This is a genomic window from Marinifilum breve (assembly GCF_003202155.1).
Classification (GTDB): domain Bacteria; phylum Bacteroidota; class Bacteroidia; order Bacteroidales; family Marinifilaceae; genus Marinifilum; species Marinifilum breve.
In genome coordinates this window covers 115,913-140,677 of the sequence record NZ_QFLI01000004.1, presented here as the reverse complement: position 1 = coordinate 140,677, position 24,765 = coordinate 115,913, and the positions used below count along the sequence as shown (strand labels likewise).

The 24,765-nt window shown below is 35.9% G+C and carries 16 protein-coding genes; 9 read left to right on the top strand and 7 right to left on the bottom strand.

Annotated elements, in window-relative coordinates:
- Nucleotides 1–176: 176 nt before the first annotated feature.
- Both DF185_RS10570 and DF185_RS10565 read right to left on the bottom strand, forming a co-directional pair.
- Nucleotides 177–1,511, bottom strand: coding sequence for a TlpA family protein disulfide reductase (locus DF185_RS10570; protein WP_165836004.1), 1,335 nt, complete (start codon nt 1,509–1,511; stop codon nt 177–179).
- A gap of 345 nt (nt 1,512–1,856) precedes the next feature.
- Nucleotides 1,857–2,600 carry a hypothetical protein gene (locus DF185_RS10565; RefSeq protein ID WP_110360716.1) on the bottom strand — a complete coding sequence of 248 codons (744 nt, stop codon included), beginning with the start codon at nt 2,598–2,600 and terminating at the stop codon, nt 1,857–1,859.
- A gap of 519 nt (nt 2,601–3,119) precedes the next feature.
- Here DF185_RS10565 and DF185_RS10560 point away from each other — a divergent pair.
- The 6 genes from DF185_RS10560 (at nt 3,120) to DF185_RS10535 (ending at nt 12,308) form a co-directional block, all read left to right on the top strand.
- Nucleotides 3,120–3,593, top strand: coding sequence for a LutC/YkgG family protein (locus tag DF185_RS10560; RefSeq protein WP_110360715.1), 474 nt, complete (start codon nt 3,120–3,122; stop codon nt 3,591–3,593).
- Nucleotides 3,594–3,602: 9 nt separating this feature from the next.
- A complete protein-coding gene (gene ldhH / locus DF185_RS10555; protein ID WP_110360714.1) occupies nt 3,603–5,747 on the top strand; it encodes an L-lactate dehydrogenase (quinone) large subunit LdhH in 2,145 nt (714 codons plus the stop codon).
- A 19-nt stretch (nt 5,748–5,766) separates the two neighbouring features.
- A complete protein-coding gene (locus DF185_RS10550) occupies nt 5,767–5,967 on the top strand; it encodes a hypothetical protein (protein ID WP_110360713.1) in 201 nt (66 codons plus the stop codon).
- Between the two features lie 161 nt (nt 5,968–6,128).
- On the top strand, nt 6,129–7,787 hold the full coding sequence (locus tag DF185_RS10545) for an L-lactate permease (RefSeq protein WP_110360712.1): 1,659 nt from the start codon (nt 6,129–6,131) through the stop codon (nt 7,785–7,787).
- A 222-nt stretch (nt 7,788–8,009) separates the two neighbouring features.
- Nucleotides 8,010–10,904, top strand: coding sequence for an FAD-binding and (Fe-S)-binding domain-containing protein (locus DF185_RS10540; protein ID WP_207784626.1), 2,895 nt, complete (start codon nt 8,010–8,012; stop codon nt 10,902–10,904).
- Between the two features lie 171 nt (nt 10,905–11,075).
- Entirely contained in the window at nt 11,076–12,308 is a 1,233-nt protein-coding gene (locus DF185_RS10535) for a DcaP family trimeric outer membrane transporter (RefSeq protein WP_110360711.1), read from the top strand.
- A 562-nt stretch (nt 12,309–12,870) separates the two neighbouring features.
- Here the strand turns inward: DF185_RS10535 and DF185_RS10530 are convergent.
- Nucleotides 12,871–16,359 carry a PPi-type phosphoenolpyruvate carboxykinase family protein gene (locus DF185_RS10530; RefSeq protein WP_110360710.1) on the bottom strand — a complete coding sequence of 1,163 codons (3,489 nt, stop codon included), beginning with the start codon at nt 16,357–16,359 and terminating at the stop codon, nt 12,871–12,873.
- Nucleotides 16,360–16,633: 274 nt separating this feature from the next.
- Between DF185_RS10530 and DF185_RS10525 the strand changes: the two genes are divergently transcribed.
- Nucleotides 16,634–17,653: a PfkB family carbohydrate kinase gene (locus tag DF185_RS10525; protein WP_110360709.1), complete on the top strand. Its 1,020-nt coding sequence runs from the start codon at nt 16,634–16,636 to the stop codon at nt 17,651–17,653.
- A 182-nt stretch (nt 17,654–17,835) separates the two neighbouring features.
- Here the strand turns inward: DF185_RS10525 and pdxH are convergent, their stop codons facing one another.
- The 3 genes from pdxH to DF185_RS10510 all read right to left on the bottom strand — a co-directional run bounded on the left by pdxH (nt 17,836) and on the right by DF185_RS10510 (nt 20,473).
- Nucleotides 17,836–18,480: a pyridoxamine 5'-phosphate oxidase gene (gene pdxH / locus DF185_RS10520; RefSeq protein ID WP_243421767.1), complete on the bottom strand. Its 645-nt coding sequence runs from the start codon at nt 18,478–18,480 to the stop codon at nt 17,836–17,838.
- Nucleotides 18,481–18,490: 10 nt separating this feature from the next.
- Nucleotides 18,491–18,889, bottom strand: coding sequence for a DUF8840 domain-containing protein (locus DF185_RS10515; RefSeq protein WP_110360707.1), 399 nt, complete (start codon nt 18,887–18,889; stop codon nt 18,491–18,493).
- A 78-nt stretch (nt 18,890–18,967) separates the two neighbouring features.
- Nucleotides 18,968–20,473 (bottom strand): NapC/NirT family cytochrome c, encoded by a 1,506-nt coding sequence (locus tag DF185_RS10510; protein WP_110360706.1) that lies wholly within the window; start codon nt 20,471–20,473, stop codon nt 18,968–18,970.
- Between the two features lie 305 nt (nt 20,474–20,778).
- On the opposite strand from DF185_RS10510, the gene DF185_RS10505 reads away from it, so the two are divergent.
- Together DF185_RS10505 and DF185_RS10500 are read left to right on the top strand one after the other, a co-directional pair.
- Nucleotides 20,779–21,048, top strand: coding sequence for a hypothetical protein (locus DF185_RS10505; RefSeq protein WP_133250016.1), 270 nt, complete (start codon nt 20,779–20,781; stop codon nt 21,046–21,048).
- A 67-nt stretch (nt 21,049–21,115) separates the two neighbouring features.
- Nucleotides 21,116–22,276 (top strand): adenylate kinase, encoded by a 1,161-nt coding sequence (locus tag DF185_RS10500; RefSeq protein ID WP_110360704.1) that lies wholly within the window; start codon nt 21,116–21,118, stop codon nt 22,274–22,276.
- Between the two features lie 58 nt (nt 22,277–22,334).
- Here the strand turns inward: DF185_RS10500 and DF185_RS10495 are convergent, their stop codons facing one another.
- A complete protein-coding gene (locus tag DF185_RS10495; protein ID WP_110360703.1) occupies nt 22,335–24,746 on the bottom strand; it encodes an ABC transporter permease in 2,412 nt (803 codons plus the stop codon).
- Between the last annotated feature and the right edge of the window lie 19 nt (nt 24,747–24,765).

Here is a 24,765-nt window from a genome sequence, read left to right as displayed (position 1 = left end):
ACTATGATTTTAGCGCTAACGCGCCATAGCTGTTTTGTTAATGGACGCAGTCCTAAAATCTTCCTAGAAATTAAATTGCGAATTAAGCATAGGGGCGTAGCCCTGATAACTAAATAAATCCTTCACGCTAAGTATGATGTTAAGCGTAACCTTACATTTGTAGTTAGCATCCGATCTTAATTCATTAGTGTATAATTTTCGATATACATTTTCCAATTCACTCCATGTGGAATTTTTATATAATTGCCACTAGGAGTAATCAAAATCTTAGTTGGATATGCTGATATTTCAAATAAATTATTCGTTTTTTTATCTATTTCGCTTACTGGAAATGTATATTTATTTTTAGACATAAAGTTTGATAAATTTTTGGATCCAAACGAGAGGGTATAGATTTTAAGTTTTGAATTTGAAACGTCCTGGTTAGCTAAATAAAATGATTGTAGTTGTGGTAATTCTTTGCAACATGGTTTGCACCAAGTACCCCATACATCTATGTATATCCATTCATCAGATTTTTTTGTCAAATCTAATTCCTCGTTTTCAAACTTAATCGTAACAGCTGGAACGGCTTTACCTTTTCCATTTACATATTTTTCCCAATAAGTTTTGAATTCGCCATCACTATTAATTTTCACAAAGCATTCCTGAAGTGCTTCAATGTTATTCTCAGAAGGATTGCTAAAAGCTATTTCACTAAGTAAATCTAAGGTTTCTGTTTCACTATTATTGTTGGCTATATATTTTTGATATTTAGTTTTAAATTCAAGAATGGGGCCATTTTCATTTAGTATATTTGCATCATAAAAATAGGTAGATTCGTACAATCTATCGTTAAGATCTGGGCTATAATCTGAAGCCATTTTTAGGTACTCTTCTTTGTGATCTATATTGGTATAGAGATAATCATAGCAGAACGCTAATATATACCTATGCCATGCACGTTTTTTAGATTCCTTTCTATTTGATGGGATATCAACAAGAAAAGAATATGTTTCTAGTTTTTGAATTATTCTTATTATTAGGTTCTCTCTTGTTTTATTGTCAATAGAATTTTTCTCGGCCAACTCATTTAATATTAAAATATAATACCTTTCTGCACGAGAATTATAATTAGAACTATCCTTTAATAGTGAATTTAGTTCTTTAACAATTGACTTTAATACTGTTTTGTTATTTGTGTTTACTGTTTTGCTCCAAAGATACATTGGTGCGATTATTTTATTTATTTCCTGGTTGTCTTCATTGTATAATTTCTCAAAATATTTCAATCGATATTGGTTAGGATCATTTTTAATTTGGAAAGCTAAAGTATTGTGGATTCTTTCAACTAACATTGGAGGGTCAATTCTGTATAACTCTAAAGATAATTCTGTGGCTTTATCAATTTTTCCTTTGTCCCATAGTTTATATAATGAGTTCGATAATTTGCATGCTTTTTTTGATGTTTGTGCTAAATTTGAACCAATCATGCATGAGCTAATAATTAATGTCAAGAATATTTTTTTCATAATCATTTTGATATTTCTTTATAAAGGACCAGTAAAATTTTTTACCATTAAAAACACCCCACACCAAAGCGTGGGATGTTTCGACCGTTAGTTATTTATAGAGTGCTAATGAGAAGCCAGGCCTCTCATGGGGTAAAATACTAGTCTGTAGCAGGATTCAATACTTCTGTAGTGAATTTTATACGCCTGTAGTCAAATAGAGTACTTCTGTAGCGAAAAAAGAGCTCCTGTAGCCAAATTTTATATGTCTGTAGCCTAAAATACCCTTCTGTAGCGAAATGTACTAGCCTGTAGCCAAAATTATCCTCCTGTAGCAAAACAGCCTAACAGATTTAGGGTGTTCAGCTAGTTTTCAGTTTCTTCTTCTTTTTTATTTCGCTCGTTTTTTTGTCTTGCGTACTCACTCGCATACCTTCTTTGTTTTTCTTCATCGTTCCAAAATGCATACTTACCGTAAGCTCTAATTTCATCAACCAATTGTTTCAAGTAAGTGTAAGCCCTGTCGCGCATATCCTTTTCAGGTCTTTCCGAACTGTTCTGTACTCCATCTGCTTTTTCTTGCAGAACCATTAGTTCTTCAGCAAGGGCTGAAGCTCTTACCAATTTGTTTTGATCAAATTTTATATCTTCAAGCTCTTCTGGATATTGCTTGGCAATTTTAGGGTAACTACCTAAATCTACTATGGTATCCGAATCACGATTTCCATCTAAAGTAATTTGTAAAACTTGTAATGCTTTGGCATTCTTTCTAAGCGCAAACTGGAAATCGTGTTGCAATTCGCGTTGTAAAAGTCTGCCTTCCTCAATCTTCTTGCTCCATTCCTTTGTGTTAGAAAGAGAGGATTGGTAAACAGCAACCCAGATGTTTTGCTTCGCCAATAAAAACCTTGATCTTACACCAATATCAGTAATCATTTCTTCAGTAAGGCCTTTTGCAATTAACGCCTCTTTGTCTTGACTTGCGTATGCGTGCAATTTATTTGCCTCCTGAATGGCAACATCTACCGGAATAGTTGGTTTCACAACTTGCTCAACAGGAATTTCCATTACCAATTCTTCCATGCTTTTGGTTGTAGTTGTATCTGTCATTTTTTTGGGTTTTATGGCCGAATAATACGACCGGTTAGTATTAAAAATCATTTTTTCGACATTTGAATTTATGAAATATATGTTAATGTGCAAAAAGGTTCTTAAAAAATTTTCTGTTAAAAATTGTAAAGCACCCCATTTTACTGAGTATTCGAATACTGATAAATAAAATAAGACTTTTTACTCTTTAATTAGTTGAGATGTTCTCTTTGGAATTTATCCATTCTGTCACTTTTGCTCACTTTTTAAAATGAGGTGTAGATTGCTGTGCATAATTGCACAGCTGTTCAAAACGGCACAGCTTACAAAGACTTGCTGTTCAATATTGCACACTTTCGAAATCGATTGAAATGAGTCTTTTGCAAACCTTTTAAATCTCCTAAATAGCAGGAAATCAACTATAAATATTTTGAATGATTCTGAATAGTCTTGTGTTGATTTTTTTGGCATCAGGCTTGGTTAGAGAGTTGACAACAATAATTCGAACCTAACGATTTATTCAAACAATAACTTAATCCGATGAATGATTTAGAAAGATTTATAGAAAAGTCAGAGCTAGTAGGTAGTGAGAATTTAGTTCTATCGAACGACGAATTTTCAATGATACTTAAGAAGGAGAGATTTGACTACGTTGATGTACCAAGTTTTAATCTTAAAAAAGACATTAGAGCTGGTGAAGAAGGAATTGGAACTGCACTGGTAGAAGTTGATTATGGTATAGCAGAAACCGGAACAGTTGTAGTTGATAGTTGCGAAGAAAATAAAAGACTGGCTACTTGTCTTGCTGAAAAACTTTTGGTGGTTATGCCACTTAGTAAATTGGTAAGCACTTTAAATCATGTTGCCGATTTTTTGGAAGAAAGAACAACAGATATGGGCGGATATGTTGCATTCATTACCGGAGCGAGTAGAACAGCCGATATTGAGCGAGTACTAACAGTGGGAGTACACGGACCAAAGGAAATGACAGTTTATATTTTGAATGATTTATAAGAAGCAGCTATGAAAATACACGATCAGATAAACGAGAAATTGAAAGATGAGGTTTTGTACAAAAACCTTAAAAACTTTGCTACTGCTTATAAGGCATCAAAGGAAAATGCATATAAAGGACTGGATTTTGAATCGTTAAGAACTCGTGTTCACGATTTAAAGGACAGAGATTTAAATAAAGTAATGCAGCAATTCAACCAGTTTCGCGAAAATGTAGAGAAACATGGTTGTAAGGTATTTCAGGCAAAAACCGGTGAGGACGCTTGTAAATACATTGCTGATGTAATGAAAAAACACAATGCCAAATACATGGTGAAGTCAAAATCGATGACTTCGGAAGAGATTCTATTGAACCATCATTTGGAAAAAGAAGGGTTGCAACCAATCGAGACCGATTTGGGAGAGTGGATTCTACAGTTGGCCAACGAGCATCCTTCGCATATGGTAATGCCTGCCATTCACAAAACTCGCCAGCAAGTGGCTAAAATCTTTGCCGATTACACAGGCGAAGAAGTTGATCCGGATGACATTAAGGCAATGGTTGAAATCGCACGTCGTTTCTTGCGCGATTCTTATTTCAAATCAGGAGTTGGTATGACTGGAGCTAATGTTGCTGTAGCTAGTACAGGAACCATTGGTTTGGTTACCAACGAGGGTAACGCTCGTTTGTCATCAACTGTTCCTCCGGTACACATTGTATTGGTTGGTTACGAAAAATTGTGTGATGATTTTAACCAGGCATTGGATATTGTACGTGTATTGCCAAAGAGTGCAACCGGACAAACCATTACCTCATATACAACATGGATTAAAGGACGTACTCCATCCTATAAAAACGAAGAAGGTATTAAGGAAACTCACTATGTATTCTTAGACAACGGACGTTTGGCATTTTTCGAGCATCCAAAATTTAAAGAAGCATTAAAGTGTGTACGTTGTGGTAGTTGTGCCAACATTTGTCCGGCTTACGAAATGGTAGGTGGTCATGTTTACGGCGATCGTTACATCGGTTCTATTGGATTGATTTTAACGGCTCTTTACCAGGGCGACGAAGCAGCAAAAGATATTCTGAAAATGTGTATTGGTTGTAGAGCTTGTTCTTTCAACTGTCCATCGGGTATCGATTTGCAAACCTTAATTTCTGATTTGAAATTGGTAGTAGGGAAGAAGTATGGAATCAATCCTGTGAAGAAGAAAGTATTTAAGAACTTGGTAGCGAAGCCGGATAGAATGAAATCTGTTCTTTCGATGGGGGCAAATTTCCAATTTCCATTAACAAAGACTTGCAAAACCAATGATGAAAAAATTATTGGTACAGTTCCAATGTTACCGAAGGAAATGGACTTCAGAAAATTCCCGGCATTGGCTTCTAAAACTTTTAGCAAGCGATTCTACAAAGATGGTTACGATCAATTTACTTCAGATCGAAAAGTATTCTTTTACCCAGGTTGTGCGGTAGAGTATTTCTATCCTGAAATGGGATTGGCCATGGTAAAACTATTGCAGAAGAGCGGTATTCAGGTTGATATTCCTAAAAAAGCAGCATGCTGTGGTATTCCTGCAATCGCTTCGGGCGATCCTGATAATGCCAAAACCATGATTTTTAATACGCTTGATAACCTACAAGGACCTAAGGATTACGAAGCATTGTTAGTGTTATGTCCTACTTGTGGTGGCGCCATTAAGCATGAGTTTTTAGATTTTACAAAAGAAGACCCAAATAGATATAAGAAAGCTTCGATGTTAGGCGATATGGTAACTCCAATTGGTAAGTTCCTGGAGGAAAATAACATCAAGTTCAAAGTGAAAGGAAACATGAAAGTGACTTATCACACTCCTTGTCACGATTCTCGCTCACTAGATTATTCAGCGGAATCATTCCTTTCAAATTTAATAGGAAAACAATTTGTTCCACTTACCGATAGCAATGTGTGTTGTGGATTTGGTGGTACTTATTCTCTTGATTTTGCACGCATTTCCAATGGTATTTTAGATAAGAAAATTGAGAACATTCAGGCTAGCCAAGCTGAACTATTGGTTACCGATTGTCCGGGTTGTGTGATGCAAATTAACGGTGGCTTGATGCACAAGAAAGTACCTGTAAAAGTACTTCACTTAACAGAGTTTATCGAGAACTACCTGGAAATTGTTTAAATGTTAAAATATTCGAATTATGGATTTAAAAAGCAATAGAATACATCTTGAAGAGAGTTTGAAAGACTTAAAACAAAAGTTAGTGGCTCTTGATATGCTAATGCACAATACTACAATTGTAGGAGATCCGCTTCGAAATAGCAATTCAATACTAAAAAACTATAGTAAATCTAACCCATTTGCTACAGATAATAAATCTAGTACAAATCAACGTCTTTGAAAAGATTATCGTTTTTATAACACCTTTGTTAGCAGTTAGTGACATAACTATTGAGTTTTAAAAGGAGCCTGCCAAGGGCAGGCCCTTTTTTTAATCAAATGCTAAAATAGGTTTACTGGAAATTTCTTGTCAAGGCAAACTAAAACCTAAATTATTTTATTATGAATGCATTATTAGCTTTTTCGCCAATTCTTTTAACCATTGTGTTAATGGTTGGCTTTAACTGGGGAGCCAAGAAGGCTTTGCCGCTATCTTTACTAGTGGCAATAGCAGTGGCGTTTGGAGTATGGAAAATTGATATTCACCACATTCTTGGATATTCGGTATTTGGCTTCCTAAAAGCTTTCGATATTCTAATCATTATTTTCGGAGCGATTTTAATTTTGAATACCATGAAACTGTCGGGTGCTATGACCACGATCAACAATGGTTTTAATGGTATCACAAACGATAGACGTATACAAGCAATTATTATCGGTTTCATGTTCGGTGCTTTTATCGAAGGTGCTGCCGGTTTTGGTACTCCAGCTGCTTTGGCGGGACCGCTTTTGGTAGGTTTAGGATTCCCGCCTTTGGCCGCTGCCATGGTTGCTCTTATTTTTAACTCGGTTCCTGTTCCTTATGGTGCGGTTGGTACTCCAATTAGTGGTGGTGCTATGGTTACTCTGGAACAAAATCTTGCCGATGTAGCTGCTAACCCTGAGGTGTTTAAATTGGCCTTAACAAAGTGGATTGCTATCCCTAATGCTTTGGTTGGTATTTTTATTCCTCTTTTGGGTATTGCTATTATGACCAAATTTTTTGGTAAGGAAAGATCTATTAAACCAGCTTTGGCTGCAGCTCCTTTTGCAATTTTTGCAGGTTTAGCATTTGGTATTCCTTACGTATTAATTGCATCAACTTTAGGTCCTGATCTACCATCTCTACTGGGAGCATTTATCGGATTAGGTATTGTTGTGTTTGCAGCGAAACGTGGATTCTTAGTTCCTAAGAAAACATGGGATTTCCCTCCAAAATCAGAGTGGGAAGCAAGTTGGAAATCGAATGACAATGGTGGTGATACCGGTGAGGCTAAAATGGGCTTGGTAAAAGCATGGATGCCATATGTACTTATTGCTATTATTTTGGTTGTGACTCGTATTCCATCTCTTGGATTAAAAGGGTGGTTAGCAGCGCAAACAATTACTTTATCAAACGTATTGGGTATTGAAGGATTAACCTACGTATTAAAGTGGGCTTATCTTCCAGGTACCATTCCATTCATATTGGTTGCATTAATTACAAATGTAATGCACGGAATGAATAAAGAACAAATTGTAACATCCTGGAAAACTACTTTCAAGCAATTGAGTGGTGCTGCTATAGCCTTACTAGCGGGTGTTGCAATGGTTCAATTAATGTTAAAATCAGGTACAAACGGAGCAGGTTTAGATAGTATGCTAACTACCATGGCAACTGCCATTGCTGATTTATCAGGTAATGCGTATCCGGTTATTTCACCAATTGTAGGGGTATTAGGTTCTTTTATGTCGGGTTCAGCGACTGTGTCCAATTTGTTGTTTGCTTCCCTACAATTTGAAACAGCTACTATTCTGGGAATTCCTCAGGTACTAATTGTAGCAGTTCAGACTATTGGTGCTGCCTTGGGTAACATGATTTGTGTAAACAATGTTGTGGCAGTTTGTGCTACGGTAGGATGTATAGGTGCAGAAGGTACAATTATCAGACGTAACGCAATTCCTGCATTTGTATATTATTTAATGGTAATGATTGTAGTTGTAGTACTAATTTCTACAGGATTTAATCCATTGCCATTATAGTAATTTAGAGCTTATCCAGAAAGTAATTTTAGGGTGTGATTATTGTGTTGAAGAAGCCTTGAAGTGTTTGTTGTTTCGTGTTTAGGGTTCAAAAGGTTTCACCAGCAAGAATAGAGAGGAAGGTCAAACTTTTTGGATAAGCTCAATTACTGAATTAAGAAAAAAACGTACATTTGTCATACAAGTTACCAGTTGGATTTGTGTGTCATAAATTGAAAAAAAATGAAGGCTATGTTGGAAGGAAATTATAAGAAGTTTTACGACGAGGTTCAATCAGATATTGAAAAATCAAGATTATATACGGATGAAATTAGAAATTTGGCCTATGGTACCGATGCTGGTTTCTATCGTTTGACTCCTAAAATTGTTGTTAGAGCACAGAATGAGAAAGAGGTTACAAGAGCTCTTTCTTTAGCTAATAAATATAGTTTACCTGTTACTTTTAGAGCAGCAGGAACCAGTTTAGCGGGTCAGGCAATTACCGATTCTATTTTAGTTATTGCTGGAAAACACTGGGAAGGATATGAGATCTTAAAAGGTGGAGAAGAGATAAAAATGCAACCAGGTTTGGTAGGAGCTCGCATTAATCAGGTTTTGGCGCCTTATGGAAAGAAATTAGGTCCCGATCCTGCTTCGATTAACTCTGCAATGATTGGTGGTATTGTGATGAACAATGCTTCGGGGATGAATTGTGGTACACACGAAAATGCATATAAAACAATTCGTTCGGCTCGTTTGGTATTTGCCGATGGAACGGTTTTGGATACTGGTGATGAGACAAGTCGAAAAGATTTTATGAATTCTCATGGCGATTTTGTTGGAAAAATAGAGGAAATTCGCGACCGTGTGAGAGCCAATAAAACTTTGGCTGATAGAATTCGTCATAAATACAGCATTAAAAATACTACTGGTCTAAGTATTAATCCTTTTATCGATTATGATGATCCTTTCCAAATTATAGTGAATTTAATGGTAGGTTCAGAAGGAACCTTGGCTTTTATGTCTGAATTAACCATGAAAACTGTAATAAATCATAAGCACAAAGCTAGTGCGATGATCTATTTTCCTGATATTGTTACTGCCTGTGAATCGGTGGTTACAATGAAACCAGGTCCAGTACATGGTGCCGAAATGTTGGATCGTGTAGCTTTGCGTGCTGTTGAGGATTCTGATGGAATTCCAGCCTTTATAAAAGATTTTCCTGATGGAGTTACTGCAATATTGGTTGAAACTTTGGCCAATAGTCAGGAAGAATTAGATAATAATATTAAAGAAATTAAAAATCTGCTTTCTGCTTACGAAACGGTTAAGCCAATTGAGTTTACCGATAAGCCTGAGGAATATTCGAAATATTGGAATATTCGAAAAGGAGTTTTCCCTGCAGTAGGTGGTTTGCGCGAAACAGGTACAACTTGTATTATCGAAGATGTTGCCTTCCATATTGAAGATTTACCAAAAGCGACTGCTGAATTGCAAGAATTAATTGCAAAATATGGATACAAAGATGGTGTGATTTATGGTCATGCTTTGGAAGGAAATTTCCATTTTATTTTCAACCAAAATTTTGATAAGGCTGAAGAATTGGAGCAGTATGTGAACTTCATGAAAGAGGTTGATTATTTAGTTGTTGATAAATATGATGGTTCGTTAAAGGCTGAGCATGGTACGGGGCGTAATATGGCTCCTTTTGTAAAACATGAATGGGGAGAAGAAGCTTATGAATTAATGAAAGAAGTAAAGACTCTCTTCGATCCTAAGAATTTGTTGAACCCAGGAGTGATTATCAATGATGATCCTAATTGCTATATTAAAGATTTTAAAACATTAAAGCCTGTTCACGATATCGTAGACAAATGTATTGAGTGTGGTTTTTGTGAGGTGAATTGTTTGACAACTGGTTTCTCACTTTCTGCACGTCAGCGTACGGTTGTACAACGAGAAATCAAACGTTTGGAAAGTACGGGGGAAAATCCAGATATGCTGAAGAAGTTGAAAAAAGGATTTGTTTACCTTGGTGAGCAAACTTGTGCAGGAGATGGCCTATGTGCAACTTCTTGTCCAGTAGGAATCGATACGGGTAAATACATTAAATATCTTCGATCATTGAACGTTAATACTGCCGGAGCTCAAAAAATTAGTGGAATGGTTGCCAATAACTTCTCAACTGTTGGTTCTACTATTCGTACCGGTTTAAAATTTGTGAATGGTGTACATACCGTAATGGGATCTACTTTATTGGGTGCTGTTGCTGGAGGATTCAGAACATTGAGTGGAAACAGTATTCCAGCATGGACTCCTGCAATGCCTAAAGGGGTAAATGGACCGAAACCAAAGGCGATTAATCAGGAAAATCCACTAAAAGTTGTTTATTTCCCATCTTGTATTGCTCAAACCATGGGTCCAGCTAAAGGTGATCCATACAAAGAGCCTTTGCATAAGGTAACTCAAAAGCTATTAGAAAAGGCTGGTTATGAGGTAATCTTCCCTGAAAAAATGAGTTCACTTTGTTGTGGTACTCCATGGGAAAGTAAAGGCTTGATAGAGCATGCCAATCAGAAATCATCAGAATTGGAAGCTGCATTGTTAAAAGCCTCGGAAAATGGTAAATATCCTGTTCTATGTGATACTTCGCCTTGTTTGTATCGTATGAGAAATGTGATGGAGAAATCCCTAAAATTATACGAACCTGTTGAATTTATTCATGAATTTCTAATGGATAAGTTGAAGTATAACAAGGTTGACGAAGTCGTAGCTGTGCATCCAACATGTACAACCACAAAAATGGGTTTAACTGCTAAATTGAAAGCCGTTGCCGAAGCTTGTGCTTCTCATGTTGTTCTTCCTGAAGAAGTAGGATGCTGTGGTTTTGCAGGTGATAGAGGTTTTAACTATCCGGAAGTAAACAAGTATGCACTTCGAAAGCTTCATCCTGTTATTGAGAAAGAGAAGGTTGTAGCAGGTTATTCAAATAGCAGAACTTGTGAAATTGGATTAACTTCAAATGCAGGAGTTCCTTACATGTCAATTATTTATTTGGTTGATAGAGTAACTGAAGCGATTAAGGCAACTCCGAATTATAAGAAAAAACCAGCTAAAAAGGAGAGGGCAGCCATTTAATTGGTGGTGATAAATCAATCTACCCAAAAACTGAGTTATTATTGGCTAATCCAGTATTATGCCTATATAATATATTATAAAATATTGGAACAGGCGTATTCTAATAAAGATATTTACTTGCATGCCGAATCGGGGTACGTCCTGTTTCCAGTTTTAACCTATGAAAACACTATGAAGAAATTATTAGTAATAGCATTGAGTTTGTTGCCGTTGGCATCTTTTGCTCAAAAAAAAGAAGATATAAAAGTTAAGCTTAGTGGATTCGTTTCTGCAGAAGCAATTTTTGATACAAGAAAAACAGTAAATGCCCGCGAAGGTGAAGTAATCCTTTATCCAGCAGCCAAAGATTACGATATCAATGGAGAAGATTTAAATGATCGTTCTGAATTGTTTATGACTTCTATTCACTCTCGATTAAATGTTGGTGTTACAGGATTCCAGGCATTTGGAGCTAAAGGTTCTGCTACAATCCAAGGAGATTTTGTAGGAACATCAAATGATAAATCAGGTTTATTCCGTTTAAGACATGCATTTGTGAAATTGGATTGGGGAAAAGACGAATTACTGGTTGGGAAGTATTGGCATCCTATGTTTGTTACTTCTTGTTTCCCTAAAGTACAGCACTGGGGTGGAGGTATTCCATTTAATGTATTGGGAAGAGCACCTCAATTCCGCTACACTCGTAAATTCGATAAGGGATATGCGATGATTGCTGCCTTGTCTGAATTGGATTTTAAATCTCCGGGACCTGATGGAGCAAATGTAAAGTATGTACAACAAGCAAGTATTCCTGAATTATCAGCTCAGGTAAAATACGACTTTGCAAAAGGATTTACTTTAGGTGCAACTGCAGGAGTTAAATTCCTAAAACCGATGATTGAAAATCCATTGGGAACTAAAACTGATGAAATGTTATCAAGCGTTCAGATGAATGCCTGGATGACGGTTAAGTCTGATAAAGTAGTTTGGAACTTACATACCATTTACGGTCAAAACATGTACAACTTTGTAATGTTAGGAGGTTATGGAGTGAAAAATGTTAAAGCAAATGGAGATTACGAATTCACCAATATCACTACACAATCGATTTGGTCTGATGTTTACACAACGACAGGTAATGTTCGCTATGGTTTATTTGCAGGATATACAAAGAATCTTGGTGCAAGCGACGATTTAGCTACAGATGCCAATGGTTTTGTTGGATTGTATAGTCGTGGTTCTAATATCGATTACGTTTATCAGTTTGGTCCAAGAGTAGAGTGGTATTCTGGTAAGTTCATGATTGGTACTCAAGCTTTATATACTGCAGCTGCTTACGGAACTACTCAGGTAAATGGTAAGGTTTCAGACTCTTCAGAAGTAGGAAGTGCTCGTTTCATGGTACACCTAAAATATTCTTTCTAAAAGATATAAGACTAAGAAAGCCTGTTTTCAATTTTTGTACGTTTAGCTAGTATAAAATATACTGGTGGTTTTTTACAAAGCCTCAAGCTTAATGCTTGGGGCTTTTATGTTGTTTAAATTTAAATCATAGTATAAAAACTTGTATTATAATAAAGAAAAATATTGTATTAATCTGTTTCTCGGGAGTGTTAGAGAAAAATATTTGTTCATTATGGTTTCTTTAGAATAAATTTAAACGCTTAAATAATTGTTTAAAAATGTTAAAATTTGAAAAATTCTGTTATCTTTAAAGTCTAATTCCTACCGAAAGGTAGTAATGAGTTAAAGGTTCAACCGTAAGGTTGGTTAGTAGGTTAATTAACCCTTTAGAATTGTTGCCCGTGATTCCCCTATGTCACGGGCTTTTTCTTTTTTATAGTCCAATAGAATTTTATCGAATAAAAATAACTTAAACTAAGCCTTTAATTCATCGTTAATAATAATTATACTATCGGATAATAAAAAATAAAAGGGCAATCCATAATGAAATGAATCGCCCTTTTGTTTATTATCGAAGGTTTAATTATTCTTCTCTTCTGCAAAGTGGATCAGCACCAATAGTACCTACTAGGCTTTCAAGGTATTCAGCAGTTTTAACATGCTCTAAATCCTTCTTCGCTTTTGCATATCTGTCCGCAAGACTTAAGTCTTCACTCCATTCAGTATTCAACTTCTCAGCCATGAACGACTCGATATATGCAAGTTGTTTTTCGTAGAATTCGATATCGATTTGCTGCTTGCGCTCCAATCTTTCTTTGTACCAGTCAGAATTGATTACTACATCACGATCGAATTGTTTACGCAATTCAGGATCTGAAATCTCTTTTCCTTCAAATTTTCCATAAGCCATGATGCTTAAAAGAATCTTCAATGGTGGAATTGCAGCGTCAACACTGTTATCGTTAAAGTAGTTGATAGCAACTTTTTCCTGAGCTTCGCAGATGTTCTTGATACCATCTACATATGATTCCATATCTTGAATCTCTGGCTTCAACATTCTTTCGTTGAATACGTTTTGAGGCTCATCGAAAATACGGTTCATATAACGGAACAAGAATTCTTCGGTAATACGGTATCCTAAACGAGATGCATAGATTTTTTCTCCTTCATATTCGAAATCATCTAATTTCTCCAATGATCCTTCGTTGATTAATAATTTAGGATCGCGGTTCTCTTCTTTCAAACGACACCACAATTCAGGAATCAACAATGAAACATCATGATCAAATCTGTTTTCGTTTCCTACGTGACCTGCTGCCGATGAGAATCCTTGATATCCGGTAAGGATATAAGAAAGTAAGGCATTGTTCAAGTCGGTAGTTGGTGATAACATGTTGAAAGGACCTTTGGTTAAAGCACCCTCTGTACCAGCACCAGTAGTCGATGGAGATTTACCAGTTAAACTGCAGATAAAGTCCATGAACAACTCAGGCAACTCTTGGTAGTGAATTGGGTTGTAAACACTCAATGCACGGATACCAACTTCTTTCTCAGCCGGATTATTTCTACGTCCTGGAAGAACTGCATTTACTGGATGGTGTACAGCCTGATCCAATGGAATTCTTCTTGCCAAACGGATACCAACATCAGCCAAACGATCATCAATTGGGTTCACCAAGTCAGGTCTGATTTGCAAGTATCTTGGGTTCTTGGTAGGAGCACCATTTACAATTCTTGGATGAGAAGGAGAGATAAAGTAGTTTGTTTTCTTACTGTCAGCTCCTTGCTTAATAACATCTTGAATTGGCTTAGTATACATATCAAAACCAATAGCATCAGCGATCAAATCCTTACCATCTTCAGTTGTCAATGGTTCGTAGTTCGATGTAAAGTTATTTCTCATCGATAGATCTGCCTCAGCTTCTTTATCGTAACCTCTGTGAATTGCTTCATCAGGACGCTGGAAGAATCTCTTCTCACAGTTGGTAGTGATTTTCACACTCTTATTGTCGTATGCTTCGTTAAGGTTCTTCAATCGGTTGGCAGGAAGTACAACAGAAGCTGTAATATCATCCTCCATTTGAATTTTAGCAGCAGCAATAAAGTCCTGGCGCAATTTGTTCAAGTACCATGAGTTGTCATCAGCAAAACCTACACGCAGGTAACTTGCTACAATCTTACGGTTGTTGAATAACAATTCATGCCCTTTTCTACCGTTGATAACGTCAACTGAGAAGTAATCTCTCCAGTTGCTATCAGTACGCTCTGGGCGATAGAATCTCTTCACGAATAATACCAATGCCTTAACGTGATCTGGAATTGTATCCAAAAATGCATTGTACTCGTCAGTATAATATTTCGATGGAGTTAATAGTTTCACCACAGACCCTAACGAACGATCAGAGCTTAATAAAGATCTTGATGGTTCTGTTCTATCTGGATGATCTTTCCAACGTTTTGTGTAATCGTGGTTAATTACTTTATCTGCCAGGTTAAAGTCTTTTTCCATGTCTTGTACATAGAAAGAGCTATAAATAATTGCATTTAGAAGTGATTTTGAAATTTCTGATTTACCACCACCTGATACAGTACATGGCTTGTGACAGAATGTTCCTTCAGATGCAGTACTTACCAATCTCCAAGACGGTGCAGTTGGATGTTTTTCCATGTGCATTTTGTATCCTGATGGATGCACATAGTAATGATCTGGTAATAATCTGATGCTTTCTTCTTTTCCATCTTTTTCCCAGCTTACCTTGCTTTCGTAAAGATCGATATTAGCATTTTCGTTGATATAGTAAATGTTTGGATACTCCTTATCGGTAGCGAATCCTTCTGGATACACATCCATTGTAGAACCAAATTCTTTTACTACATCATCGTAGCTGTATTGCTTTTTCAAAACATTTTTCATGAACAATGATCCGCTAAAGCTATCTCCTAAGTTCTTTCTTGGAAAAGCAATTGCACCACCAGCATGTTCTTCTTCAGCTAAACCATAAAGGTTAGCAGAGAAACTGATTTGTGTTTTGATCTCTTTTTTCGAGTATCCGAAATAGTTATCAGCAATTAAAGTAACTACCACACCGTTTTCGCTGCGACAAGTTAATTTAAATGCAGTACCATTATTGTATAGTTCGTCTTCTTTGATCCAACAAACACCATCTCTTCTCTGACGCTCAGTTGCATCATCGTAGTGAGGTAATCCTAACTCTTTTTTGGTTAGTTTGGTCAAGTGTGGAGCCAAAATAATACATCCTGAATGACCTGTCCAGTGTTCAATATCTAAACCAGCATCGTTAGCAGGAATATTTGGATCTCCAGCATTTCCGAAGATTGATTCAACAAAGTCAAGGTTACTTACCAAACTACCTGGAGCGAAGAATCTAACTTCCATGGTTTTTTGACTGATTACATCTTTTACTTCAGGACAAACAATTGGACGAAGTAGCAGAGAAACCATCAATTCAGCATTGTCTTCCTGCGCAGATGTAAACGGTAAACGCGTTGTTTCAACAGGAGGATTAAGAGCTGCTTTTAAGAATCTTGAAAATGCTATTCTAGGAACTTCGATTTTATCCAATGGTACAGGAAGATTACCTTCTACAATGTGGAATGATCCTTTAGTAGTTCTTCTGTCATGCTTTGGGTTATGAAGTACACCTTGTTTTATTCTATACGAACTTAAAAGTTCTGTAATGTGTTCATCCTTGTTTGGAGGCAAACTTAATTCTCTTGCAATTCCAGGTTGGTCAAGAATAAATGTATCAGTAGGAAGTTGAGCAACTTCATCATCAACATCTTTTAAATAATCATTCAGAAAGTTCTGTATACGTTGGTCGGCAGGGCAAAGATGATCTGCTAATAAACGAGATTTAGCTCGATAGTTTTGGATTAAACTATCCGTCAATTCGATAAATTTAGGATCAGATAATTGCTTTTTCCCCTCTTGGGAATCTCCTTTGTAAATAGGTTGCCCCATAGAAGCCAATTGAAGGTTGATATAACGGATTAAGTCTTTTTGACTACCCTTAACCTTCTTTTTAATTTCGCTTGGTTTTTTACTTTGCATATGTCTCCAATTTTTGTTTGCTTAGGGAATGACGGAATCAAAAATACTTTATTTTTTCACTTGGCAAAAATTCCTACATTCCACACTATAGCCCCAATCCCTCCAATTTAACCTTGCTATTTTTAGTTAGATAAAATTGCATGAATCGAAAACGATTTAATCTTGATAGTTTGTGCTTAATATAGACTTAATCTAAATTATAGAATTTTTAGAGATTTATTAAAAACAGGCTTGCGAGAATCGATTTTATACAAAATTAGATCAATTTTTTTATATGGACTTAGAAAAAATAGGACCCAAATTGAAGATTTTCGAAATTCGTTGGTCATTTTCTAATAATTTTGAAGCATTGGTTTTAATTGAATATGTAATGAGAAAAGTATACACCATAGGAGATTGCGTTCTGGATCTGTTTTTTGAAGATGATAAACCTATCGAGGCTAGGCCTGGAGGTTCATTCTTAAACTCATCTGTTAGTTTGGGGCGATTTGGAATTAAGGTTTCTTTGATTAGTGAGTTGGGAGAGGATCGTGTAGGAATGCAAATTATCAAGTTTCTTGAGCAGAATGGAGTAGATACTCAGAACATTTCTCGATTTACGGATACAAATTCAAACCTGGCCTTGGCTTTCCTCGATGAACACAAAAATGCCGACTATGCCTTTTATAAAACCCGTTCCGGTAAGAAGTCGTGTATTGTATTTCCTGATGATGTTAAAAAGGATGATGTAATTCTTTTTGGTTCTTTTTTGGCGATAAAGCAAGAATTTAGACCTGATTTGCTTAGTTTTCTAAAATCCTGTAAAGAAAAAGGAGCTATAATCATTTACGATCCTAATTTTAGAGCACAACATTTGCCATTGCTAAATGATGTACTTCCATATATTAAGGAAAATATGGCCTTAGCAGATATTGTAAAGGCTTCTAATGAAGATTTTGAATTGATATGTGGAGTAAAATCTGCAGCAGAAGCGAAGGATTGGTTGAAAGGATTTTCATCAGCCGTATTGATTTATACAGCAAATAAAAATGGAGTATCTGTATTTACAGACAAGTTACATTCATTTGCAGTACCACAAATTCAACCAGTAAGTACTGTAGGAGCTGGGGATACCTTTAATGCTTGCATTGCTCACTTTATTGTTGCCAATAATATTGGTAAAAAGGATATTGATATTCTGTCTCAAGAACAAATACAAAAAATGGTTGATTTTGCAGTTTCTTGTTCTCAACATGTGTGCATGAGTTTTGATAATTTTATTTCGTTTGATATTGCAAGTAAGTTCAATAAATAAAAACACCCTTCCTGGACAGGGAAGGGTGAATTTACTACATACAATTTACTGAGTGAGAAAAATTCGTTTAGGTAATTAATCTCATCATTTTATTCTTGAAATGAGTAAAAGGTAACCCTGAGAAAGTTGATTTTCTAGATTTATTGTACTAACGACTTTATAGTGGTGACGAATGTTGATTTTTAAGGGGCAAGTCTTCGGTGAATCCACGCTTTTTTCTCAAATTTGTATTCAATTCTGTCGTTTAATCTATTTTTTCTTCCTTGCCAGAATTCAAATAAATCAGGAATCAATTTGTAGCCTCCCCAAAAATCTGGTCGCTTCAAATTCTCTCCATGCTTTTCTGAGAATTCCTGAACCATCTTATCCAGTTCTTCTCTGTTTGCAATCACCTCACTTTGTGGTGATACTGCTGCTGCTGTTCTGCTACCAATTGGTCTTTCATTGAAATAAGCATCGGATTTTTTAGTATCCAGCTTTTCAATTATTCCTTCTATTCTGATCTGACGTTCCAGTTCAGGCCAAAAGAATACCATGCTGCCATAAGGATTATTCTCGAGCTCTATGCCTTTCCTGCTATCGTAATTGGTAAAAAAACAAAACCCACTCTCATCAAAATCTTTTAGTAATAATATTCTTGATGATGGTCTTCCTTGGCCTGATACCGTTGACAAGCACATTGCATTAGAATCAGGTAGGTTTTGTTCCACTGCCTCAGAAAACCAAATTGTAAACTGTTCGAATGGATTTGATTTGATGTCCGATTCTAGCAACTCTTTTTTTCCATATTCGTGCCTGATGCGCTTAAATTCTTCCTTCATTGTCATAAGCTCAATCTTAATTATTGCTTGGATCAAGCAGGATATTTGGTTCTATGGTTAATCCTGTGTAATTGATATAGTATTGACCATCTTTTTCTGGGAATTGCATTCCCGATTCATCTTTGGCATCAGCATTGGCTACACCAACATGAGCGAAAAGAATTTTAGCTTTGTGTTTGTCGGCGTGTTTAATAATTTCTTCCGCTGCAATCGGAGTCAGTGAGCCAACATCAGGATATGTGCTGGTTTTTACAACGATAAAATGCATTTCATCGTCCTTTTTTGCTAAAATCTGGGGATTCTTATCAAATTCAATATTTACCGATAGCACTTCAAACTCATCTTTGATGTGTTTGTAAACCCACTTGATTCCCAATTCGTGAAGTTCTTCTCCCGTCAATCTTCTCTTACTCATATTCCGATTTGTTGTTGTTTAGTGCGAATATCTTCTTTAATTAAAACAAATCCAAATAGAATAAGTTTAATCCTTTTTCTATGGATACAAATAAGCATGGCAATCGGTACAATTGTAATCTTTCCAATCGGTTCCAATATCAATAGGATGTTTAAATTCTAGTTGTTTGCCATAAAGGGCATGTTGTAAAGAATCCGGTTTCCCTTGTTCGGTAATGATATGACACAAATTACAATCTTTGGAAATGACTCTTCCATCTTTTGTGCTGTGATAATTATCATGACATCTGAAGCAACCATTAGATTCCAAATGACCTTTGTGATTAGGATATACATCCCATTTTACCCGCATTTCGGGAAATGAATTTTGATGATAAGCCTCTTTTATTTTTTCGATTGAAGTTAAAATATCATCAGCTTTGTCTTTAGCAATATCAGGATGATTCGTGGCATAGTATTCCTTTACTTTTTGAGCAATCATTAGGTTTGCACTATCCTTGGTAAAGTAAGAATCTTTTAATGCTTCCATTGCAGCCATTTTTATAAAAGGTAAGCTTTTGTCAATTTTTCCAGCTGCTAAATATTCATCGATATAATCAGGTGGAGATAGGTATACATGCGATGGGCGATTGTGGCAATCCATACAGTCCATTGTTCTGAGTTTGGCATCTGCATAAAAAGTAGAATCGGGCTCCATCATCATGTCTTCATAAATATGAACTTCTCCAGTTTTTAGGTTGGTATATTTTACCCATTGTATGAATTCATTTTTGTCATCAGCCGACATGAATTCAATTTTTATATCAGGATTAATATGCCAGTGAATTCCTTCTGACAATTGCTGTGTATGATGATCTGGTCCAATTTTCATGAGCTGAGTAATGTTCCATTCTGTATTATTTTTATCGGTAAGAAAATTTCTTTGAAACTTGGTGCGCTTGGAATAGAATTTCTCTGGCCAGTGACAATGTTCACAGGTTTCTTGTGCTGGTCGTAGGTTAGCAATTGGTGTTGGAATTGGTCTCGGAAAATTATTGGTAGTTACTGCATATACCTGATACAGACCGCTCAGTTTTGAACGTACAAACCAATCGGCACCTTCGCCAACATGACACTCCACACAAGCAACTCTGGCGTGTGCCGACTTTTGGTAAGTAGTATATTCGGGTTCCATAACCGAGTGGCAAAGTGTACCACAGAATTGATTAGATTCACTATATACAAATGCTTCGTAACTTCCAATTGATGATAGGAACAGGAATATAAAACTTACGATCACAAAAAGGGTAAAAGCATTTCTGTGTTTTTGATCATTCAGATCTACCTTGGGCCATTTCATTCCTTCAGAAATGAACAATTGCTTGTTTCTTCTTCTGATTTGAATAATCATACCAATCGGAATTAGTAGCATCCCTATGATCATTACTATTGGCAATACAATGTAAATTACTAAACCCAAATAGGAACCACCTTGGTTGAAAAGGACAGATACGCAGAAAAAGAAAACAATTAAAAAGAATGCGGTAATTGCAATGCTGGTTCCAACTATTGATGTCCAATTGTAAAATGACTTAGGAAGTTTCATGACTTTTAAAATTGGTTGATACAATAATTTATGGAAAAGTCTGAATATTATCCATTTACTTGCTTAGTTTAAAATTATTCTTAGTATATGAGATAGATTTAGGCGATTATTCTGAAATACCATTAAACATTAAGGTTAAGATCATTTTTGGGACTAGGAAGAGAGCAATAAATCGATAATTGTCGATATCATATCGATATGTTCGTTGGGGATGAGCTACTATGGAGAAACCAAAGTTAATCCATTCATACCTATTTTATTAAATGCTTTCTTGGTCCTCAGGTTTAACAAATCGACCTGTTAAAATGCGATTCCGGAAGTCCAACGGAGCATTTCTACGTATTGAAATGCTTCCTTGGTTCTCCGTATTTGTAAATCGATATGTAAAAATGCGATTCTGGAAGTCCAACGGAGCCTTTTTACGCATTGAATTGCTTCCTTGGTTTTCAGGAATTGTAAATCAATCAGTAAAAATGCGATTCCGGAAGTCCAACGGAGCATTTCTACGTATTGAAATGCTTCCTTGGTTCTCAGGATTTGTAAATCAACATGTAAAAATGCAATGTTGGTTTTGACCTTAAGCCATATATGTACTACATTGTATTATCAATTGACGAATTCTAACAGTTTAAATTCATACCTATGCTAAATATTGCCTTGTTTGGTCCTCCAGGTGCGGGAAAAGGAACGCAATCAGAATTCCTGATTAAGAAGTACAATCTGTTCTACATTTCAACGGGTGACCTATTGAGAAAAGAAATAAAGGAAAGGAGTAAGCTAGGACTGGAAGCCCAAAATATAATTGCTTCCGGTGGTTTGGTTTCCGATGAGATTATTGTGCAGATTATTGAAAAAACCATTACTGAAAATCCAGATGCAAACGGATTCTTGTTTGATGGTTTTCCTAGAACTTACATTCAGACCTATATTCTGGAAGGCTTGATGATCAAATTAAACACATCTTTAAATTGCTTGATAAGTTTGGAAGTGGAAGAGGAAATTTCGGTTTCGAGATTGTTGAATAGAGGAAAAACTTCTGGCAGATCAGACGATAATGAAGCTGTGATTAGAAATAGGTTAAGAGAATATAGAGATAAGACTTTACCTATTCTGAAATTCTACAAAGATAAGGGAATTTATCATGGAATTCATGGAAATCAATCCATTGATAAAGTCAATCTTGAAATCCAGAAAGTAATTAATGAAGAACTCGCAAAGAGCTTGTACAATGTTGTGCTGTTTGGATATCCAGGATCAGGGAGAGGTTCGCAGGGGATCGCTTTGGCCAAAGAGTTTGGATTGGAATATGTTGCTACTGGACAAATGTTGGATCATGAAATTAAAAGTGGATCGGAAATTGGCAAACACATTATTCAATTGTATGAGAATGGAGAATTGGTGCCAGATGAAATTGTGGTTCAGTTGATTGAAAAGAAAATAGAAAACTCTAATGGGGTGAAAGGCTTTATTTTTAAAGGTTTTCCAAGGACTCTAGTGCAATCCTATATATTAGACGGTTTATTAAAAAAACACAATTCGTCCATTAGTAAGATTATAGAAATTGAGGTTCCTACTTTGGAATTGATTCAGAGGTTAGATGCCAGAAGTAAAACAGATAGGTGTATGCCTTATGATACTGAAACCTCGAAAATTGTGAAGCGTTTACAAGAGCATGAACACAAAACGGTTCCTGTAATTGAGAAATACAATCAGCTTCATGGAGTGATGAAAGTGGATGGGGTAGGTGAGTTTGATGAGGTTTTTGATCGGATTGCTAATGAGATTAAGGATGATATTCAGTAAAGATGACTAAAATAAAATCCCCGAAACACAGGTTTCAGGGATTTTTATTTTGAATTAATTATTCATATCGCAAAGCCTCTACAGGATCTTTTTTGGTGGCCAACCATGCCTGCCAACTAATGGTTGCCATTGCCAATATCATGGCAGTAGCACCGGAAATAATAAAAATATACCATTCAATCGTCGTGCGATAGGCAAACGCCTCTAGCCAGTTGTTCATGATATACCAAGCCAACGGACTTGTAATAATAATGGCAAATAACATCCACTTTAAAATGTCTTTGTTTAGCATTTTCAGGATGCTAAAATTACTGGCTCCTAATATTTTTCTTACCCCAATCTCTTTGGTTCTCTGCTCGGTTGTAAATGAACTTAAACCTAACAAACCAAGACAGGTAATCAAGATTGATAGTATTGAAAATATTGAGAATAGCAGCATGGTGTTGTTTTCACTTTTATGCAGGCTTGCAAATTTATCATCCATAAAGAAGTAATCCAGAGGAAAGCCTGATGCTTGTTGATCCCAATTGTACTTTAATAGATTTAGTACCTCTTTTTTCTGATGTTTATGGAATTTAATTGCCAAATGTGATTGCGGTAATCCTTCAGGATGCAAAAATATTAGAGAACCAATTTTCATGTGTAAGGATACAAAATGGAAATCTTTCACAACGCCAATAATTGTTTTTATTCCCATAGGAGTTTTTAGAACCGTTCCGATCGGATTTGTAAGGTTCATGTCTTTGACCAAAGCTTCATTTACAACAAGGCCAGCTTTATCCGAGGCTCTATCTTTCGAAAAATAATGCCCTTTAGCCATTTTAATACCCATTGTTTTTGCAAAATCAAAATCGGCAGTTGTGAATCTGGTTGAGTAGGGTTTTTTATCATCTCCACTGGTTTTCCACAATGAGCATCCATCATAAAAACTTCCAGGAATATTGTTCGATAGTGAGGCGTCGATAACATAGCTACTATTTAAGAAAGCAGTTTTGAATACTTCTTTAGAACGAAGTTTTTGTACGTTTCTCACAATTAATAGATCTTCTTTGTCAAAACCTAAATTCTTCTGTTTGATGTACTCCATTTGTTGGTGTGCAATTAGAGTACTAACAAAAAGGAATATGGTAATACAAAACTGAAAACTAACCAAACTTTGACGAAGAGGAGATTTGCCATTGCCTGATTTTAGATTACCTTTTAATACTTTGGCAGGATCAAACTTAGATAGGTAGAATGCCGAATAACTCCCAGCAAACAGCCCAGTGAATAAGGCAATTCCTAGAAATAATAATATCAAATTAGGCGTTGAGTAATACAGTTCACCCAATTCTTTATCCAGTAATGAATTGACTATTGGAATCATAAGTTCCACAAGTAAAAGTGCTACCAATAAGGCAACAAAACTTAAAAGAATAGATTCGGACAGAAACTGCATGATTAATCTCTTGCGGCTGGATCCAAGGCTTTTTCGTACACCAATTTCTTTTGCTCGTTGAGCGGATTTTGCTGTACTTAAGTTTGTAAAGTTGATACATGCAATTAATAAAATCAGGATTGAGCTGAACAAGAAGATGTATACATTGTTGATATCGCCATTTTTTTCCAACTCATATATAGAATTTGAATGTAAATGAATATCAGTTAATGGCATGGCAAACATTCGGTAATAATCTCCTTGCTTTTCCAGATCTTCAAGACTCATTTTTTTATAAGCTTTTAAACTGGGTTCGATGTACTTTTTTACAAGTCCGGGAACTTTTTCTACAAAGGCTTCTGCATTTGCTTTTTCGTCCAGTAGCACATAAGTGTAAGCGCCATCATTATTATAACTTGTTACTTCATTTTTAAAATGTGTTTTGATTGAAGTTAAAAAATGAAAGTGGAAGTGTGAATTGTATGGCAAATCTTTGGCTACTGCACTTATGGTATAAGCTTGAGACTCTCCCGAATCGTCCATTTTAACTTGTTTGCCAATTACATCAATCGATCCAAAGTATTTTAAAGCGGTTTTTTCAGAAATAATTACCTGATACAAATTTTTCAAGCTCTGTTCTCCATTTCCTTTAAGAATTTGTAAGTCAAATATCTTGATTATAGATGGATCCGTCCAATAAAAGTTATTTTCAGTAAACCCTCTGCCATCTGCCTCGATTACGGTTGGCTCAAAAAGTTGGAGTATTCTTGTAGCATCAATTACTTCAGGAAAATCCTCTATTAAGGTTGCTGCCAATACAGGTGAGGAAGTAGGATGTGTTAACTCGAACTCATTCATTTTAACTGAGGTGTTCATCCTGTAAATTCGGCTGTGGTTTTTGTTGTGTTTGTCGTAACTGTATTCGTCAATAACATATAAAGACAGTACAATGCAACCAGCCAAACCAATGGCCAATCCAAAAAGATTTATGAAAGAGTATATTTTATTTCGCCAAAGGTTTCTAAAGGCTATTTTAAGGTTATTCCAGATCATATTTAAAGTTGTCGGTGGT

Coding starts and splice junctions, on each gene's coding strand:
- DF185_RS10570 (WP_165836004.1), bottom strand. CDS start 1,511: ATGAAAAAAATATTCTTGACATTAATTATTAGCTCATGCATGATTGGT.
- DF185_RS10565 (WP_110360716.1), bottom strand. CDS start 2,600: ATGACAGATACAACTACAACCAAAAGCATGGAAGAATTGGTAATGGAA.
- DF185_RS10560 (WP_110360715.1), top strand. CDS start 3,120: ATGAATGATTTAGAAAGATTTATAGAAAAGTCAGAGCTAGTAGGTAGT.
- ldhH (WP_110360714.1), top strand. CDS start 3,603: ATGAAAATACACGATCAGATAAACGAGAAATTGAAAGATGAGGTTTTG.
- DF185_RS10550 (WP_110360713.1), top strand. CDS start 5,767: ATGGATTTAAAAAGCAATAGAATACATCTTGAAGAGAGTTTGAAAGAC.
- DF185_RS10545 (WP_110360712.1), top strand. CDS start 6,129: ATGAATGCATTATTAGCTTTTTCGCCAATTCTTTTAACCATTGTGTTA.
- DF185_RS10540 (WP_207784626.1), top strand. CDS start 8,010: ATGAAGGCTATGTTGGAAGGAAATTATAAGAAGTTTTACGACGAGGTT.
- DF185_RS10535 (WP_110360711.1), top strand. CDS start 11,076: ATGAAGAAATTATTAGTAATAGCATTGAGTTTGTTGCCGTTGGCATCT.
- DF185_RS10530 (WP_110360710.1), bottom strand. CDS start 16,359: ATGCAAAGTAAAAAACCAAGCGAAATTAAAAAGAAGGTTAAGGGTAGT.
- DF185_RS10525 (WP_110360709.1), top strand. CDS start 16,634: ATGGACTTAGAAAAAATAGGACCCAAATTGAAGATTTTCGAAATTCGT.
- pdxH (WP_243421767.1), bottom strand. CDS start 18,480: ATGACAATGAAGGAAGAATTTAAGCGCATCAGGCACGAATATGGAAAA.
- DF185_RS10515 (WP_110360707.1), bottom strand. CDS start 18,889: ATGAGTAAGAGAAGATTGACGGGAGAAGAACTTCACGAATTGGGAATC.
- DF185_RS10510 (WP_110360706.1), bottom strand. CDS start 20,473: ATGAAACTTCCTAAGTCATTTTACAATTGGACATCAATAGTTGGAACC.
- DF185_RS10505 (WP_133250016.1), top strand. CDS start 20,779: ATGCGATTCCGGAAGTCCAACGGAGCATTTCTACGTATTGAAATGCTT.
- DF185_RS10500 (WP_110360704.1), top strand. CDS start 21,116: ATGCTAAATATTGCCTTGTTTGGTCCTCCAGGTGCGGGAAAAGGAACG.
- DF185_RS10495 (WP_110360703.1), bottom strand. CDS start 24,746: ATGATCTGGAATAACCTTAAAATAGCCTTTAGAAACCTTTGGCGAAAT.